Origin of the sequence: Burkholderia sp. JPY481 (assembly GCF_038900515.1) — a bacterium.
GTDB classification, from domain to species: Bacteria; Pseudomonadota; Gammaproteobacteria; order Burkholderiales; family Burkholderiaceae; genus Paraburkholderia; species Paraburkholderia youngii.
In genome coordinates this window covers 154236-171490 of sequence record NZ_JAYMRT010000007.1, presented here as the reverse complement: position 1 = coordinate 171490, position 17255 = coordinate 154236, and the positions used below count along the sequence as shown (strand labels likewise).

Sequence of the window (17255 nt, the reverse complement as noted above, 5' to 3'; positions counted from 1 at the left end):
CTTCAAGCCAAACACGGACACGGAATCTAGATGGACGACGATAACACTCTCGACCTTTTCAACGAGCCGCCGTCGGACGGCGACGTGCTGACGCTCGGCAACTACGCGGAGCGCGCGTATCTCGAGTATGCGGTCAGCGTGGTCAAGGGCCGCGCGCTGCCGGACGTTTGCGACGGCCAGAAGCCGGTGCAGCGCCGCATCCTGTTCGCGATGAACGAGATGGGCCTCGGCGACAACGCGAAGCCGGTCAAATCGGCACGCGTGGTCGGCGACGTGCTCGGTAAGTATCACCCGCACGGCGACCAGTCCGCGTACGACGCACTCGTGCGTCTCGCGCAGGACTTCTCGATGCGCTATCCGCTGATCGACGGCCAGGGCAACTTCGGCTCGCGCGATGGCGACGGCGCGGCGGCGATGCGATACACCGAAGCGCGTCTGACGCCGATCGCGAAGCTGCTGCTCAGCGAAATCGACCAGGGCACGGTCGACTTCATGCCGAACTACGACGGCTCGTTCGACGAGCCGAAGGTGCTGCCGGCGCGTCTGCCGTTCGTGCTGCTCAATGGCGCATCGGGCATCGCGGTCGGTCTCGCGACGGAAATTCCGTCGCACAACCTGCGCGAAGTCGCAAGCGCCGCGGTCGCGCTGATCCGCCATCCGAAGCTCTCCCACGCGGAACTGATGCAGCATGTGCCGGGTCCGGACTTCCCGGGCGGCGGCCAGATCATTTCGAGCGAGGCGGAAATCGCCGCCGCGTACGAAACCGGCCGCGGCAGCCTGAAGGTGCGCGCGCGCTGGAAGATCGAAGACCTCGCACGCGGCCAGTGGCAGCTCGTGATCACCGAACTGCCGCCGAACACGGCCGCGCAGAAGGTGCTCGAGGAAATCGAAGAACAGACCAACCCGAAGATCAAGCTCGGCAAGAAGGCGCTGACGCCCGAGCAGTTGCAGACCAAGCAGACGCTGCTCGCGCTCGTCGACGCGGTGCGTGACGAATCGGGCAAGGACGCGCCGGTGCGTCTCGTGTTCGAGCCGAAGTCGAGCCGCATCGATCAGACCGAGTTCGTCAATACGCTGCTCGCGCATACGAGCCTCGAATCGAACGCGCCGCTGAACATGGTGATGGTCGGTGGCGACGGCCGGCCGCGTCAGAAGGGCTTGAGCGAAATCCTGCACGAGTGGATCGCGTTCCGTTTCGCGACGGTCACGCGCCGCACGCGGCATCGCCTGTCGAAGGTCGACGACCGCATCCATATTCTCGAAGGCCGGATGATCGTCTTCCTGAATATCGACGAAGTCATCCGCATCATTCGCGAATCGGACGAGCCGAAGGTCGCGCTGATGGCCGCGTTCGGCCTCACGGACCGTCAGGCCGAGGACATCCTCGAAATCCGGCTGCGTCAGTTGGCCCGTCTCGAGAAGATCAAGATCGAGAAGGAACTGGCCGAACTGCGCGAAGAGAAGGCCAAGCTCGAAGAACTGCTCGGCAGCGAACCGGCGATGAAGCGCCAGCTGATCAAGGAAATCGAAGCCGACGCGAAGCAGTACGGCGACGAGCGCCGCACGCTGATCCAGCAGGAAAAGCGCGCGACGTTCGAAGCGCGCGTGGTCGACGAACCGGTCACGGTGGTGGTGTCGCAGAAGGGCTGGGTGCGCGCGTTGAAGGGCCACGGGCTCGATGTCGCGGGCTTCAGCTTCAAGGCTGGCGACGGTCTCTACGCGGCGTTCCAGTGCCGCACGCCCGATACGCTGATCGCGTGGGGCAGCAACGGGCGCGTCTATTCAGTCGCGGTGGCGCAACTGCCGGGCGGGCGTGGTGACGGGGTGCCGGTCACTTCGCTGATCGAGCTCGAATCGGGCAGCCATCTGATGCACTACTACGCGGCGTCGGCGGACCAGGCGCTGCTGCTCGCGTCGAGCAACGGCTTCGGCTTTATCGCCAAGGTCGGCGACATGGTGAGCCGCGTGAAGGCCGGCAAGTCGTTCATGACGATCGACGCCGGCGCCGCACCGCTCGCGCCGATGCCGATGCTGCCGGATGCGGTGCAGGTCGCGTGTCTGTCGTCGGGCGGGCGTCTGCTGGTGTTCGGCCTCGACGAGATGAAGACGCTGTCGGGCGGCGGTCGTGGCGTCACGCTGATGGCGCTCGACGACAACGAGACGCTGGTGCAGGCGCTCGCGATCGACAAGGCCGGCCTGGTGCTGATCGGCACACGCCGCGGCGGCCGAGTCGACGAGGAGAAGCTGGCCGGCGCCGAGCTTGCGGCGCATGTCGGCAAGCGTGCGCGCAAGGGTCGCGCGCCTGACAGCAAGCTGAAGCTCGACGGCATGCGTCCGGTGCTGCCGGCTTAGTGGAATCGATTTAACCAAGTTTGACGCTGGAAAGCCACGGGTGCCTGCTAGCATGCGGGGCGCTCGCGGCCTGTCACAAAAAGTCCGTCGCGCGAAGGGTTGGAAGCAAACGGGGTGCGGCGGCGTCGCGGCCAGATGAAGGTGGCGCGATCACAACGACAAAATACGATGCAATAGACGTCGATACCCGGAACTGCCTGTATCACGTATGGTCGAACGCGCTCAGTTGCTGCTGAGCGGGATCAAGTGTCCAAAACGGTGTGGCGTCGTCGGGAGAGGAAAACTACATGAACAAGGCTATCGAAGTCGCGCTTTTTCTGCATCTGCTCGGGGTGGCGGTGTGGGTCGGCGGTATGGTGTTCGCGCATTTCTGCCTGCGTCCGGCGCTCGGCGATCTGTCGCCTCAACTGCGCCTGCCGCTGTGGGAGTCGGTGTTTGGCCGCTTCTTCAACTGGGTCGGGGTGTCGGTGCTCGTCATTCTGATTAGCGGCGGCTTCCTGCTGATGCAGTTCGGCGGCGGTCATGCAACGTGGCCGCTGCATGCGATGGCCGGCCTCGGCATCGTGATGATGCTGATCTTCGGGCATATCCGCTTCGCCGTGTATCCGCGCATTCGCCGCGCGGTGCAGGCGCAGAAGTGGCCCGACGGCGCGCGGGCGGTCGGTTCGGTCCGCCGTCTCGTGCTGATCAATCTCGTGCTGGGCGTCGTGACGATCGGCGTCGCGGTGCTGTCGCGCGGTTTCTGATCCGCCGATCGCCAACGGCACCACGGGCTTCGTGCGGCCCGCGACGCGTCACGTCGTGACGCCGTACGCGAGCCATAAGCCGCACGCCACCGCCACCGTTGCATACACGGCGTACACCGGCACCTTCAGCTTCGCGAAGCACATCGCGGAGAACGTCGCGGTCAACAGGTAGATCGGTTCCAGCGGTACATGCGAGGCAATGCGCAGTACCGCGACCGCGAGAAAGGCGGTCGTAACCGCGCGCAGTATTCTCATGCCGTGCTCGAAGCGCGGGTTCACCTTCAATTGATGCAGATGCCGCTGCGCGAGCACGACGAGGCAGCCAGACGGCACGAATAGCGCGAGCGTCGCGATCAGCGCGCCGAGCCAGCCATCGACGAGATAGCCGAAGAACGGCACCACGTTCAGCAGCGGACCAGGGGACAACGGCGACAGCGTAAACGCGAGCGTGAAGTCGTTATCGGACACGCCGACCCCCGGCGTGACGAACAGCGTCTTCAGCACTGGCAACGCGGAGAAGCCGCCGCCGAACAGCGTCATGCCGGCACCCGCGAGGCGCGGCCACAGCAGCGCGAGGTCATAGCGATGCGGCAGCGGCAGTGCAAACAGCACGAGCAGCACGCCGAGCGCGGCCAGCAGCCGATAATCGCCGCGCCGGAGCGACACTGCCAGCCGCGAGTCGCGCTCCGGGCTCGCGAACCAGCCGGTGCCGAAGGCTGCTCCCAGCATCACCACATACGCCGCGGCGCTGTGCGCATAGAGCAGCGCGATGCTGCCGAGCAGCGCCGCCGCCCATTCGAGCTTGCCGTGCACCAGCGCGCGCGTCTGCTTGTACCAGGTGAGCGCAATCAGTGTCGCGAGCACGACGCTGAAGTGATGCAACAGTGTCTGCGACGCGATCGTATGCACGACGGGCGTGCGGTAGAAGATCGCGAACAGCGTCATCAGTGTGAAGAAGGGCAGCACGCTCGCCACACCGGCGACCCACGCGCCCGCGCGCCCGCGCAGCGCGTGCCCGAGCTGCACGGCGACGTTGCAGCCGACGGGTCCCGGCACCATCCACGCGAGCGCGATCAGATCCGAGAACGCCACGCGCGAGAGCCGCCCCTCGCGTTCGACGTAGTGATGCTCGAGCTGCGCCATCAACGCGAGGCCGCCCCACGACAGCGCCGACAAGCCGCACACGACCCGGAACAGCGTCCATAGCGGTTCCCGTCGCCCGCGGCGGGCAGCCTCCTCGCTGGTGATGGTCGGCATCGGCGCTGTGGATGCCCGGCGTGCGGGCGCCCGTCCTTTAATTGTTGGTGCTGGATACGCTGCTTGCGCTGTCGGCTACGTGCGCGACGCGGCGGCCGCTGGTGCTGTTCATGCCGCATACCCCGAAACGCTCGAGCAGCGCCGGAATCGCCTCTGCCGGCACCGGACGCGAGAACAGGAAGCCCTGCGCCTCGATATGGCCGAGCGCGGCCAGCCAGGCAATCTGCTCTTCGGTCTCCGTGCCTTCGACCACTACCGTGAGTCCGAGCGAGCGCGCGAGGTTGACGATCGCGGTGACCATCACGCAGACGCTGCGGTCGCCCGGAATCGCCTGGACGAACGAGCGGTCCACCTTCAGCGTATCGACGGCGAAGCGGTTCAGATAGGACAGCGATGAATAGCCGGTGCCGAAATCGTCGAGCGCGATGCGTACGCCGAGACGCTTCAACGCGAAGATTTTTTCGGAGACGACTTCCGGAAATTCCATCATCGTCGTTTCGGTGATTTCGAGTTCGAGGCGGCGCGCGGAGATGCCGGTTTCCTCGATCGCGCGCGAGATCGTTTCGAACAGGTCGCCGCGCCAGAACTGCACCGCCGAAATGTTCACCGCGAGCGACAGCGTGTCGTAGCCCTGCTGCTGCCACTGCGCGAGCTGACGGCATGCGGTCTCGATCACGAAGTCGCCGATCGGCACGATGAGCCCGGTCGACTCGGCCACGGGGATGAACTCGTTGGCCGGAATCAACCCGTGCTGCGGATGGTTCCAGCGCACGAGCGCTTCGAAGCCGGTGATGCAGCGACGCGCGAGATCGATCTTCGGCTGATACGCGAGGAACAGTTGCCCTTCGGCCAGCGCGACGCGCAGCTGCTGTTCCCACTTCATCAAATGGTCCGCGCGATGCGACAGATGCGGCGAATAGAACTGGTAGCAGTTCTTGCCGGCGTCCTTCGCGCTGTACATCGCGAGGTCGGCTTTCTTCAGCAGGTCGATCTCGCTTTCGTTGGCGACCGAGTACAGCGCGATGCCGATGCTCGCATGCAGCACGAACGAACTGCCGCGCACGTCGAACGGCTTCGAGAACACTTCCCCGGCGGCTTCGGCGAGCGCGACCGCGCGCTTCTCGACATCGTCGCCCTTGATCACGACGACGAACTCGTCGCCGCCGATGCGGCTCAGCGTGCCTTCGTCGCCGATCGCGGTCGCGAGGCGCGAGGCCGTCATCTGCAGCACGATGTCGCCGGCGTTGTGGCCGAGCGTGTCGTTGACGGTCTTGAAGTTGTCGAGGTCGATGAAAAGAATCGCGAGGCGGCCGAGATTGAACGGCTGCGCGACGTCGTGGCGCAGCGCCTGCAGCGTCGCGTAGCGATTGCGCAGCCCGGTCAACAGGTCGTATTCGACGAGGTGGGTCATCTCGCGCTCGCGGCCGAGCAGCTTGCCGATCAGGCCGGTCGCGACGCCGAAGAAGCTCAGCATCGCAAGCGAGATGAAGCCCGCCATCAACAGATAGACGTTGCGCGTGTGGTTGTAGTCGGCGAATTCTTCGCCCTGCGAAAGACCGACGAGCACGCCGAGCGGATAGCCGTCGATGTGCCGGTATGACACGATGCGCGTGACGTTGTCGATCGAATCGACGTAGGTACCCGACACGTGCTCCGAAGTCGGATACGTGCCGCTCGCGGTGAACGTGCTGCTGGCTTTGTTGGCGTTGCCCGTACGGCGCGCGAGCACGGTGCCGTTGTCGGAGATCACCGCGATCACGCCTTCTCGGCCGATCGCCGCGTTGTTGTAGAAGTCCGACGTGAAATAGCTCGGGTCTTCGGACACCACGACGACGCCAGCGAACGAGCCGTCAGGATGATTCAGGCGCCGCGTCATCTGCAGCGTCCAGTGACCTGAGATGCGACCGAGCACCGGTTTGCTGATGTATAGCTGGTCGTCGTTCTCGTGCTCGTGGACCTTGAAGTGTTCGCGGTCGGACAGGTCGATGTGAGCGGGATTCAGTTCAGCCGTGTTGGCGATCAGTCTGCCGTGCTCGTCGATCAGCGACACTTGCACGAGCGTTTCGCTTTGCACGACGCCTTTTTCGACGGTGCTCGCGAGATCGAAATGATTCGGCGTCTTTTCGAACTCGTACTTGACGAAGCGCGTGATCTGATCGACCTGGTGAATCGCCTTGATGGTGTGCTGTTCGAGCGCCGAGGAAAGAATGGCGGAAGACGCCATCGCTTCGCGATACGTCGCGTCTTTCTCGACCGATAGCCGCGCGAAGATCACGGTCCACAGCAGGATCAATACGAGTACGCCGAGCGCTGGAATGATGAGCAACGCGCGCCGGCGCGTGATCATCGGATCGCGTCGCGGCATGGCTTCGCGCGGGTCGGAGAAGCGGGACTGAGTCATCGCGTGGCCCTTGGCCGGGGGTGCGTCGCTTGCAAACGCACGGGCATCGACTGCGCGAAATAGATGGATGGCTGCATGGTGACCAAGGTGCCAAAGCTGCTGCGCAGGAGGAGAGGGCGTGGCGCCGCGCCTGACCGTCCACAGGTCATCGGATACGACCGCTATATACCGTTCGATATTACTGAATGCGACTCGATTAAGGAAGCGTCCGGGCATGGGGTATACGCGGGCGCTGCGGGCGCCTCGGGCCCGCCGTTCATGAGTGCTGCATGGCCGGTATCTGGCAAGGGTTTTGCCATCCAGTCGCCATGAATTCGGACAACCAGGTATGGCGGCGCCATAGTGCTGCGGCTTTTTGTGGTGTGACGCGGCGACATGCGGCGTGTCGCGGTGCCTTGCGCGCGAGGCCGCGGTCCGCTTATGCGAGCCGACACGTGCCGTCGATGATCGTCACCGCAGGCCCGCCGATCCAGATCTTGCCGCGTGCATCGTCATAGTGGACCGACACGTCGCCCGCGCGCCCGAGCACGGTGCCCTGACGCGCCGTATAGCGTGTGCCGGGCCGACGTTGCTGCAGGCTCAGCAGGCCCGCGAGCGCGGCGTTGGCGCTGCCGGTCACCGGATCTTCGCCGGTGCCGAAGCCGCCGCCCGCCATCAGGCAACGGACTTCGAACGTTGCCGGACCATCGGCATCGTGCGGCCCGTATACGGCGACGCCGTGCGTGTCGACCGAATGCACGAGCTCGGCTAGCGCCGCCGCATCGGGTTCGAGCGCGAGGCAGTCGCGCGCCGAATCGACCCGCACGACGAGCCATGGCGCGCCGTTATCCGCCGCGCATGGCGGCGCGGTAAAGTCGATCGCCTCACTACGTAAAGCCGTAGACAGCGCCTCGTAACGATGCTCGGCGAGCGGCGTCACGCGTGCGGGCGGCGCGGCGAACGCCCATGCGCCGTGCGTCGTGTCGGCGCCATCGAGCGCTTCGAGTTCGACGAGACCCACGCCGCATTGCTGAATCAGCTTGCCGGCCTGCTTCGGCTGGTAGCCGCTTTCGCGCAAAGCATGCGCGGTGCCAAGCGTCGGATGACCGGCGAACGGCAACTCGCCGCCCGTCGTGAAGATGCGCACGCGATAGTCGGCGGCGGCATCGGTCGGCTTCAGCAGAAAGGTGGTTTCGGACAGATTGGTCCAGCGCGCGATGGCCTGCATCTGCGCGGTATCGAGCGCGTCGGCATCGAACACGACGGCGAGCGGATTGCCCTTGAACGGTGTCGACGAAAACACGTCGACCTGTTTGAAACGAACGGTGTGAGCAGACATCGACAGGCCCCGGCGCAATGGACGTTGAGGGATCTCGCGGATTCTATCCGGCTGCGCGGCAGCGATCCACCGTCGCCATAAAACAATAACGCGCCGCCGGTGCGTGACACCGGACGGCGCGTTCGCATCGCGATGCGGCGTGAATTAGTTGCGAATCTCACGCGGCATCGCCTGCATCGTCATATCGTTTCGATGCTTATTCGACCTCGGCGATCAGTTCGATCTCGACGCACGCGCCGAGCGGAATCTGCGCAACGCCGAACGCCGAGCGCGCGTGCTTGCCGCGCTCGCCGAACACGTCGGCGATCAGCTCGGACGCGCCGTTCGTGACCACATGCTGCTCGGTGAACTCGAGCGTCGAGTTCACGAGGCTCATCAGCTTGACGATGCGCGTGACGCGATTCAGGTCGCCGACGTGCGCATGCAAGGTGGCGAGCAGATCGATCGCGATCGAGCGCGCGGCGGCCTTGCCTTCGTCGGTGGAGAGAGTCGCGCCGAGCTTGCCGACCCAGACCTTGCCGTCCTTCTTCGCGATGTGGCCCGACAGGTACACCGTGTTGCCGCTTTGCGCGCTCATCACATAGGCCGCTGCCGGCGCACCCGCTGCCGGCAGATCGATGCCGAGTTCCTTGAGCTTGTCGTACACATTCGATTGAGCCATGTCGTGTCCTCGTTTCGGTGAGATTGCATGAATGCAGGCGGGGCGAAGTCCGCACGCAACGCGCGTGCAAACTTCGCCCCGGTGGCAGTGCGGCTAACGCCGTTTAAATTTTCGCGCGCACGAGTGCGCCGAGACGCGCCACGCCTTCGTCGATTTTAGCGGGCGGCACGGTGACGAACGACAGACGCAGCGTATTGTGCTGCGCCTCGCTCGCGAAAAACGGAGCGCCCGGCACGAATGCGACGTTCTGCGCGACCGCTTCTTCGAGCAGCTTCATCGTGTCGATGCCCGCCGGCAGATTGACCCAGATAAACATGCCGCCTTCCGGACGGTTCCAGCTGACGCCTTCGGGCATATAGCGTTCCAGCGCGGTGAGCATCGCGTCGCACTGGTTGCGATACAGCTCGCGGATCGTCGGCACGTGCGTGTCGAGGAAGCCGTCCTTGACCACTTCGTGCACGATGCGCTGCGTGAAGCTCGGCGTGTGCAGGTCGGTGGCCTGCTTGGCCTGCACGAGTTTGAAGATCAGTTCCTCGGGCGCGATGATGAAGCCGACGCGAAGACCCGGGGCGAGCACCTTCGAGAACGAGCCCAGATAGACGATGTGATCGGGCGCCATCGATAGCATGGTCGGCAGCGGTTCGCCCGCATAATCGAGCGCGCCGTAGGGGTCGTCCTCGATCACCGGGAACGGCGCGCTCTTCGCGAACTCGGCGAGCGCGCGGCGGCGCTCGACCGGCAGGCGGCGGCCCGTCGGATTCTGGAAATTCGGCTGCGTGTACAAGAGACGCGCGCCTTTGATCAGTTCCGGCGTCAGACCTTCCGGGATCAGGCCCTGGTCGTCGCTCGGCACCTGCACGTAGTGCGGCTCGTACATCGAGAACGATTGCAGCGCGCCGAGGTAGGTCGGCGTTTCGACCAGCACCGGGCTATCGACACAGACCAGCACCTTGCCGAGCAGGTCGAGCGCCTGTTGCGAGCCGGTCGTGATCAGCACCTGCGACGGGCGGATCTGCGCGCCGTTGATCGAATAGCGTTGCGCGACCCACTCCCGCAGCGGCAGATAGCCTTCGGTCGCGCTGTACTGCAGCGCAGCGGCGGGCGTGTCGCGCAGGATGCGGTCGGATGCCTCGCGCATGCGCTCGGCCGGGAAGGTGGCCGGCGAGGGCAGGCCGCCGGCGAAGGAGATGACTTCGGGCCGTTCCGTGACCTTCAGGATTTCGCGAATCGCGGAGCTGGTGAGCTTGCGCGCGCGTTCGGACAATTGCCACATCGGGGCTTTCAGGTCGCTTTGGTCCATGATCTCCTCTGCTGGTATTTCTGGAACCGGTCAAAACTTCAATTATCGCGCGACTCGGCAAGCATTGCCGCTGGGGCTGCCCCCGGGGTTGCCCCGGGTTTGCTCAATCACGCGCTGCTTATCCGAGGGTTCGCGGACCCTCGGGTGTTTCAAATTCGGCGACGAGCGCCGCGGCGCCGTCGGTAGGCTGGACGTCGAGGAGGTGCGCCGCGCCGAACCAGCGCAGTTGTTCGCCAATCAGCTCCGGCCGCGGATGCACGGCTTTTAACGCTGTCAGCGCGAGGTTGGTCGGCGCCAGCGACTGCGACGGATGCCGCGTCGAGTCCCACTGGATCAGCGAGGGCAGCACGCCGTCGCCAGCGCCTTGCCAGGCGGGGAACGAGCCGTCCTCGGGCACCGTCAGGCCCCACGTGAAATCGCCGCGCGTCATCGGCACGACCGGCGCGATGCGCTGCGGATACTGCGCCTGCCACGTCGGCAGATGCTTCGGCCGCTCGACGCGCGCGACCCAATGCGACAGATACGGCCCGTTTTCAAGTCGCGCCTGCGTCGCGGGGTCGTCGAGCGCGAAGAGACGCGGGCGCGGCGCGGTGCCATCGGTCGCGTCGGCTGCGGCGCGCGGATCGATCGCGATCACTTCCAGATAGACGCCGCCCCACAGGCCGAGCAGGCGATTGTGGGTCCGCATCAGCGGATGCGCGCCGCCGCCGGCCGGCGCGACGCCGAGCGCATCGGCGACGTACTGGACGCCTTCGTCCAGCGTGCGCGCGGAGACGACGAGGTGATCGAGACTGATGAGCGATGGGGCTGTCAGGGCTGTCATGGCGGATCGACGGAAAACGCTGTTCTGCACAAGGGCCAGTTGCGCGCCACGCTTTAAGGCTGCGCTGCCGGGGCCGTAAGCATAACCGTTTGCCGGATCGGCGGGCCATGCGGATGGTTTCGTATGCCGTGACCATCCTTCGCAGGATTCAAATGTAACGGCCGTGACCTGCACAGTAACGGTACAATCGACTCGATACTGTTCGGTACAGTTGGAGCCCGTCATGTCCGTCCCGCTTGCGCAGATTCCCGCCCCGCACGATACCGCGTCGTTGACGCTGGTCGAACAGCTCGTCCAGTGGGCGCGGCGCCGCATCGAGGAGCGCGTGTTCCGCCCCGGCATGCGCATGCCGTCGATCCGCAAGCTCGCGCTCGACAAGGGCGTATCGCGCTTCACGGTGGTCGAAGCGTACGAGCGGCTGGTCGCGCAGGGTTTTCTGGAGTCGCGACGCGGCTCTGGCTTCTATGTGCGCGAGCGCCAGGGCGGCGCGGCCACGGTCTCCGAACTGCGCCCGCGCGCCGAGACGCTGCCCGCGCCGGCCAATATCGACGTCGTCTGGCTGCTGCGCAACATGCTGCATACGGGCGCGCGGCCCGAACGGAGTCCGGGGCTCGGCTATCTGCCGGCCCGCTGGCTCGACGGCGACCTGATCACCAACGCGCTGCGCACGCTCGGCCGGCAAAGCGGCATGCAGATGCTCGGCATTGGCACCGCGCAAGGCTTCCTGCCGCTGCGCCAGCAGTTGCAGACGCGGCTCGAGGAGCTGGAAATCGGCGCGTCGCCCGAGCAGATCGTGATGGTGTCCGGCATCACGCAGGCGATCGACCTGATTTCGCGCATCTATGTGAAGCCCGGCGACGCGGTGATCGTCGGCGATCCGGCGTGGTTCCAGATGTTCGGCTGCTTCGCGTCGCAGGGCGCCCGATTGGTCGGCATGCCGTACACCCCGGACGGTCCCGATCTCGACGCGCTCGAAGCGCTGGTCCAGGAATGGCGCCCCAAAATGCTGGTGATCAACTCGGTGCTGCAAAACCCGACCGGCACCTCGCTGACCGCCGCGCAGGCGTTCCGCATCTTGCGGCTTGCCGAGGCGTACGACTTCATCGTCGTCGAGGACGATATCTACGGCGACCTGTGCCCGCCCGGCTACCCGGGCACGCGGCTCGCGAGCCTCGATCAGTTGAAGCGCGTGATCTACCTCGGCAGCTTTTCGAAGACGCTCGCGCCGAATCTGCGCGTGGGGTTCATCGCGTGCGCGCCGGAAGTCGCAATGGTGGTCAGCAATCAGAAGATGCTGGTTGGCATGACGAGCCCCGAACTCAACGAGCGCGTGATCTACAAGATCCTGACCGAGGGCCACTACCGGCGGCACGTCGAGCGCATTCGCGCGCGGCTCGACGGCGTGCGCGAGAAGGCCGTGCGGATGATCGAGAAGGCCGGCATGAAGCTCTTCCTGACGCCGACGGCCGGCATGTTCCTGTGGGCCGACACCGGCGTCGACGCGGGCGCGCTCGCCGCGGCCGGGCACGAAGCTGGCTTTCTGCTGACGCCGGGCGGCCTGTTTTCGCCGCAGCAGTCGCCGAGCACGTGGATGCGCTTCAACATCGCCAATTGCGGCGACCCTGAATTGCCGGCGTTCCTGAGCCGTTATCTCGACGGCGTCGCGCGCCGCGCCTCTTGAAACCGCGCCGGAGCGTCCCCATTTGCGCGGACGATCTGGCGGTCCGGCGCACCGGCGGTCCGGCGGTCCGGCGCACCGGCACTGCAGGGCCGAACCGCGGTTTGAATCCCGGCCGCCGCCCATCTCCCATTCGCAACAGAGAGGAAGTCCGACCATGGCACAAGAAACCATGAGCTTTCAGGCAGAAGTGAAACAACTTCTGCAACTGATGATCCATTCGCTGTACAGCAACAAGGAAATCTTTCTGCGCGAGCTGATCTCGAACGCGTCCGACGCGGCCGACAAGCTGCGCTTCGAGGCGATCGAAAACAGCGCACTGTACGAGAACGATCCGAACCTGCGGATTCGCGTGTCGTACGACAAGGCCGCGCGCACCGTCACGATCGACGACAACGGCATCGGCATGAGCCGCGACGAAACGATCGCGCACCTCGGCACGATCGCGCGTTCGGGCACCAAGGAATTTTTCGGCAAGCTGTCGGGCGACCAGCAGAAGGACGCAGCGCTGATCGGCCAGTTTGGCGTGGGCTTCTACTCGGGCTTCATCGTCGCCGACAAGATCACCGTCGAGACGCGCCGCGCCGGTTTGCCGGCCTCGGAAGGCGTGCGCTGGGTCAGCGCGGGCGAGGGCGATTTCGCGGTCGAGACGATCGAGCGCGCCGCGCGCGGCACGACCATCACGCTGCATCTGCGTGCCGACGAGGACGAGCTGCTGTCGTCGTATCGGCTGAAGTCGATCATTCAGAAATACTCGGACCACGTCGCGCTGCCGATCCTGATGCAGAAGGAAGAGTGGGACGCGGAAAAGAGCGAGATGGTCACGAAGGACGAGGACGAGACCGTCAACCAGGCGAGCGCGCTGTGGACGCGTTCGAAGAACGACATCACCGAAGATCAATACAAGCAGTTCTACCAGCATATCTCGCACGACCATCAGGACCCGCTGACGTGGACGCATAACCGCGTCGAAGGCCGCAGCGAATACACGCAACTGCTGTACGTGCCGTCGCACGCACCGTTCGATCTGTGGAACCGCGAGCAGCGCGGCGGGCTGAAGCTGTACGTGAAGCGCGTGTTCATCATGGACGACGCCGAGCAACTGCTGCCCGCGTACCTGCGTTTCGTGAAGGGTGTGGTCGATTCGGCCGATTTGCCGCTCAACGTGTCGCGCGAAATCCTGCAGGAAAGCCGCGACGTGAAGGCGATCCGCGAAGGCGTGACCAAGCGCGCGCTGTCGATGCTCGAAGAACTGGCGAATTCGGATGAAGCCGCCGACAAGGAAAAGTACGCCAGCTTCTGGAAGGAATTCGGCCAGGTGCTGAAGGAAGGCATCGGCGAGGACTTCGCCAATCGCGAGCGCGTCGCGAAGCTCCTGCGCTTTGCGACGACGCATGCGGGCACGGCCGAGCAGACCGTGTCGCTGGCCGACTACGTCGCTCGCATGAAGCCCGAGCAGACCAAGATCTACTACGTGACCGCCGACACGTGGCAAGCCGCGTCGAACAGCCCGCATCTCGAAGTGTTCCGCAAGAAGGGCGTCGAAGTGCTGCTGCTCACCGATCGCGTCGATGAATGGATGCTGTCGTTCCTCCACGAATTCGACGGCAAGCCGTTGCAAAGCGTCGCGCGCGGCGACCTTGATCTCGGCGCGCTGAACGACGAGGAAAAGCAGGCGCAGGAGAAGATCGGCGAAGAGTTCAAGCCGCTCGTCGAGAAGATGAAGGAAGCGCTGAAGGACAAGGCGAAGGACGTGCGTCTGACGTTCCGCCTGACCGACTCGCCGTCGTGCCTCGTTGCCGACGACGGCGAAATGAGCGGCTACCTGCAGCGCATGCTGAAGGCCGCGGGCCAGCAGGCGCCGGAGTTCCATCCGATTCTCGAAGTGAATCCGGAGCATGCGCTCGTCAAGGGTCTGCATGCCGATAGCGCGAATTTCGACGACTGGTGCCATCTGCTGTTCGATCAGGCACTGCTCGCCGAAGGCGGCGCGCTGGAAGATCCGGCGAGCTTCGTGAAGCGGACCAATGCGTTGCTGCTGTCGCGCGCGGGTTGAGTTTCAGTGAAGGCGAACCCGGAGCGTTGATGGTGTTCTTATTGGATTGACGCTCTGTGGTTCGGAAATGCGCTGCTTCGGCAGCGCATTTTTTTTGCCGTCGGTTTGCGCCGGCTTCTGTCTGGAGCGGCGCGCGCGATCAGCGCAAGCGTTGCCACGAAAAATGCCGTCGGAGCGCGCCGCTATAATCCGACACCATGCCTATCCGTTTCGATCCCGCAGACACCCACTGGCGCGTCGCGCCTTTGCCCACTTTCAGCGCTGCCCAGAAAGACTGGCTGACCCGCGGCGGTTCACTGACCGCGCATCTGCGCGTGCTCGGCGCGGTCGCGGTGCGCGTGACGCGCGAAGCGGTCGCGCTGCCGTGGCCCGACGAAGCCGCCGCGCTCGGACTCACGCCGCGCGCGCCCGTGTGGGTGCGCGAAGTGGTGCTGTCGGTCGATGGTGTGGCGTTCGTCGCCGCGCATAGCGTGACGCCGCGCGCCGCGAGCGTCGGCATCTGGCAGGCCACGCGGCGGCTGCGCACGCGGCCGCTCGCCGAGTTGCTGTATAGCGATAGCAGCGTCGCGCGTTCGTCGCTGGTGAGCCGCAGGGTGGGACAACGGCATCCGTTGTATCGGCTGGCCGCGCGTGAGATCGGCGGCGGCGCCGTCGATGCGCCGGATGCGCTGGTCGCACGGCGCTCGGTGTTCGAGCGCCATGGCGCGCCTTTGATGGTGACCGAATGCATGTTGCCGGCACTGTGGGAGCATCTGGCCCGGCTGGAGCAGGCGGGGCCCTCGGGCGGCGCTGCAACCGAGCCCGTTTTAGGCGCGCATGTCGCGCACGAGCGGATACGCGACCACGGCCGTCCGCTCGATCACACCGCGTCGCGCGCGCATGCCGCGCCGCGCGCGTCGGACGATCGGAGCCGCTGATGTTGCGCGGTTTTCCACCGGTCGTCGCGGCCGACACGCGCACGCTGATACTCGGCAGCTTTCCCGGTGAAGCGTCACTGGCCGCGGCGCAGTATTACGCGCATCCGCGCAACCAGTTCTGGCGCCTGCTCGGCGCGGTGCTCGACGAACCCGCGCTGCACGAGTTGCCGTATGACGAGCGTCTCGCGCGCGTGCTCGCACATCGGATCGGCATCTGGGATGTGCTCGATGCATGCCACCGTCAAGGCAGTCTCGACTCGGCGATCCGCCATGCGCAGCCGAACGACTTCGAGTCGTTGCGCGAGCATGCGCCGTTGCTGGATAAGGTTTGCTTCAATGGGAAAACGGCGGGGCGGTTCGCGCCGGTCATCGGTGCGGCAGGCTATCGAACACTCGTATTGCCGTCGTCGAGCCCCGCGAATGCGACGCTTTCATTCGAACAGAAGCTCTCGTGTTGGCGGGAGATTCTTTCCTGACGGCATTCATTCCGGACGCAGGCCAAGCATCGCCGGTGCGCCGGGCCGCTTCACGCGACCGGCTCAGTTCGGCAGCAGCGAGCCGCTCCGAATAGGCTCGGCTCCAGCGACACACGCAACCTCCAGCCCCGCGGTGGCGAAGCGCGTGCGTTGCCGCGCATAGAGCACGCCGGCAACCGAGTTCGTGATCGTGACGACGCGGCCGGTCAGCGGATCGACGATGTCGGCGATCGCCTCGCCGGGCTCGACCCAGACACCGAGCGGCGCGCGGAACACGAGCACACCGGAGATCGGTGCGACGTGCGGCTCGCTGCCGGAGAAAGGCGTGGCCTCGAACGCGAGCTCCGGCAACGGCGCGGGTGTGCCGTCGATGACGCCGCGCAACGTCAGGTATTCGACGATCGCGTTCGCGTCGCGCTCGGCGAACGCGTAGCTCACGTCCGCCTGGCCGCGCAGCTCGATCGTCACCGAGATCGAGCCGTTCGGAATCGGATAGCGCTCGCCGTAGCGCGCACGCAGCTCCGACCAGCTGAAGCTGTGAATCTCGTCGAACGGATTGCCGATCGAATTGAGCGCGAGCAGCGAAGTTTTCGCGTCGAGATAGCGCGCGAGTGGCTCGACGTCGGGCCACGTGTCGGGATTCGTGAACAGATGCATCGCCGCTTCGAAGTCGCAGTGCAGGTCGAGCACGACATCGGCATCGTATGACAGGCGCTGCAGCGCGAGGCGCTGCGACTCGAGCTCGGTGCTCGGCGTTTGCTCGGCGAGCGCCTCGCGCATGGCGGCGCGCACGGCGCGCAGATTTTGCTGCGCGTCGCCGGTCAGGTGAGGCTCGATGCGCGGCATCACGAGCTCGGCCAGATTATGAAAGTTGCGATTGAAGTTTGCCGCGGTGCCGCTTTCGAAGCGGCCAACCATGTGCCCGAGCACCCGCTGGTTGAGGCCGATCGGATTGGGTACCGGCACGATGACGATTTCGCCGCGCAATCTGCCCGCCGTCTCGAGGGCGGCGACGCGTTTACGCAGTTCCCACGCGACCAGCATCCCCGGCAACTCGTCGGCATGCAGCGACGACTGGATGTAGATCTTCTGTCCGCCCGTGGGGCCGTAGTGGAAGCTCGTCAGGTACCGCTCGGTGCCGAGCGACGGGGAAATCAACGGATGGGTTTGTGTTTGCATGATGGTGTGAATGTGCCGGACGGCGTAGGGGCGGAGAATCCTCCACGCCATTGCCTGTCAGCTGCCGTACGCCGAGCGCGCCCTTCGAATC

At 65.3% G+C, this 17255-nt stretch carries 13 protein-coding genes; 6 read left to right on the top strand and 7 right to left on the bottom strand.

Annotated elements, in window-relative coordinates:
• Positions 1-30: 30 nt before the first annotated feature.
• Positions 31-2352: a DNA topoisomerase IV subunit A gene (gene parC / locus VSR82_RS18965; RefSeq protein ID WP_410849732.1), complete on the top strand. Its 2322-nt coding sequence runs from the start codon at positions 31-33 to the stop codon at positions 2350-2352.
• A gap of 287 nt (positions 2353-2639) precedes the next feature.
• Complete coding sequence (locus tag VSR82_RS18960) at positions 2640-3098, top strand: CopD family protein (RefSeq protein ID WP_429460515.1); 459 nt, start codon at positions 2640-2642, stop codon at positions 3096-3098.
• Positions 3099-3146: 48 nt separating this feature from the next.
• On the opposite strand, the gene VSR82_RS18955 is transcribed toward VSR82_RS18960, so the two are convergent.
• The 6 genes from VSR82_RS18955 to VSR82_RS18930 form a co-directional block, all read right to left on the bottom strand.
• Positions 3147-4355: a chromate transporter gene (locus VSR82_RS18955; protein ID WP_429460513.1), complete on the bottom strand. Its 1209-nt coding sequence runs from the start codon at positions 4353-4355 to the stop codon at positions 3147-3149.
• A 37-nt stretch (positions 4356-4392) separates the two neighbouring features.
• Entirely contained in the window at positions 4393-6756 is a 2364-nt protein-coding gene (locus VSR82_RS18950) for a bifunctional diguanylate cyclase/phosphodiesterase (protein ID WP_429460511.1), read from the bottom strand.
• Between the two features lie 418 nt (positions 6757-7174).
• Positions 7175-8074 (bottom strand): PhzF family phenazine biosynthesis protein, encoded by a 900-nt coding sequence (locus VSR82_RS18945; protein ID WP_429460509.1) that lies wholly within the window; start codon positions 8072-8074, stop codon positions 7175-7177.
• A gap of 196 nt (positions 8075-8270) precedes the next feature.
• Positions 8271-8735, bottom strand: coding sequence for a RidA family protein (locus tag VSR82_RS18940; RefSeq protein WP_368584601.1), 465 nt, complete (start codon positions 8733-8735; stop codon positions 8271-8273).
• Between the two features lie 103 nt (positions 8736-8838).
• Complete coding sequence (locus tag VSR82_RS18935; RefSeq protein ID WP_429460507.1) at positions 8839-10035, bottom strand: aminotransferase-like domain-containing protein; 1197 nt, start codon at positions 10033-10035, stop codon at positions 8839-8841.
• Between the two features lie 118 nt (positions 10036-10153).
• A complete protein-coding gene (locus tag VSR82_RS18930) occupies positions 10154-10858 on the bottom strand; it encodes a VOC family protein (protein WP_429460505.1) in 705 nt (234 codons plus the stop codon).
• 223 nt (positions 10859-11081) lie between these two features.
• Between VSR82_RS18930 and VSR82_RS18925 the strand changes: the two genes are divergently transcribed.
• The 4 genes from VSR82_RS18925 (at position 11082) to VSR82_RS18910 (ending at position 15985) form a co-directional block, all read left to right on the top strand.
• The gene (locus VSR82_RS18925) at positions 11082-12539 is read left to right on the top strand and encodes an aminotransferase-like domain-containing protein (RefSeq protein WP_429460503.1); all 1458 of its coding nucleotides are present in this window, start codon (positions 11082-11084) and stop codon (positions 12537-12539) included.
• A 154-nt stretch (positions 12540-12693) separates the two neighbouring features.
• Positions 12694-14592, top strand: a complete 1899-nt coding sequence (gene htpG, locus VSR82_RS18920) for a molecular chaperone HtpG (protein ID WP_498857991.1) — start codon at positions 12694-12696, stop codon at positions 14590-14592.
• A gap of 197 nt (positions 14593-14789) precedes the next feature.
• Positions 14790-15509: a chorismate--pyruvate lyase family protein gene (locus tag VSR82_RS18915; RefSeq protein ID WP_429460499.1), complete on the top strand. Its 720-nt coding sequence runs from the start codon at positions 14790-14792 to the stop codon at positions 15507-15509.
• Entirely contained in the window at positions 15509-15985 is a 477-nt protein-coding gene (locus VSR82_RS18910) for a DNA-deoxyinosine glycosylase (protein ID WP_410850579.1), read from the top strand. Before VSR82_RS18915 ends, VSR82_RS18910 begins: the two co-directional genes overlap by 1 nt.
• A 63-nt stretch (positions 15986-16048) precedes the next feature.
• On the opposite strand, the gene VSR82_RS18905 is transcribed toward VSR82_RS18910, so the two are convergent.
• Positions 16049-17164, bottom strand: coding sequence for a succinylglutamate desuccinylase/aspartoacylase family protein (locus VSR82_RS18905; RefSeq protein ID WP_429460497.1), 1116 nt, complete (start codon positions 17162-17164; stop codon positions 16049-16051).
• Positions 17165-17255: the final 91 nt, after the last annotated feature.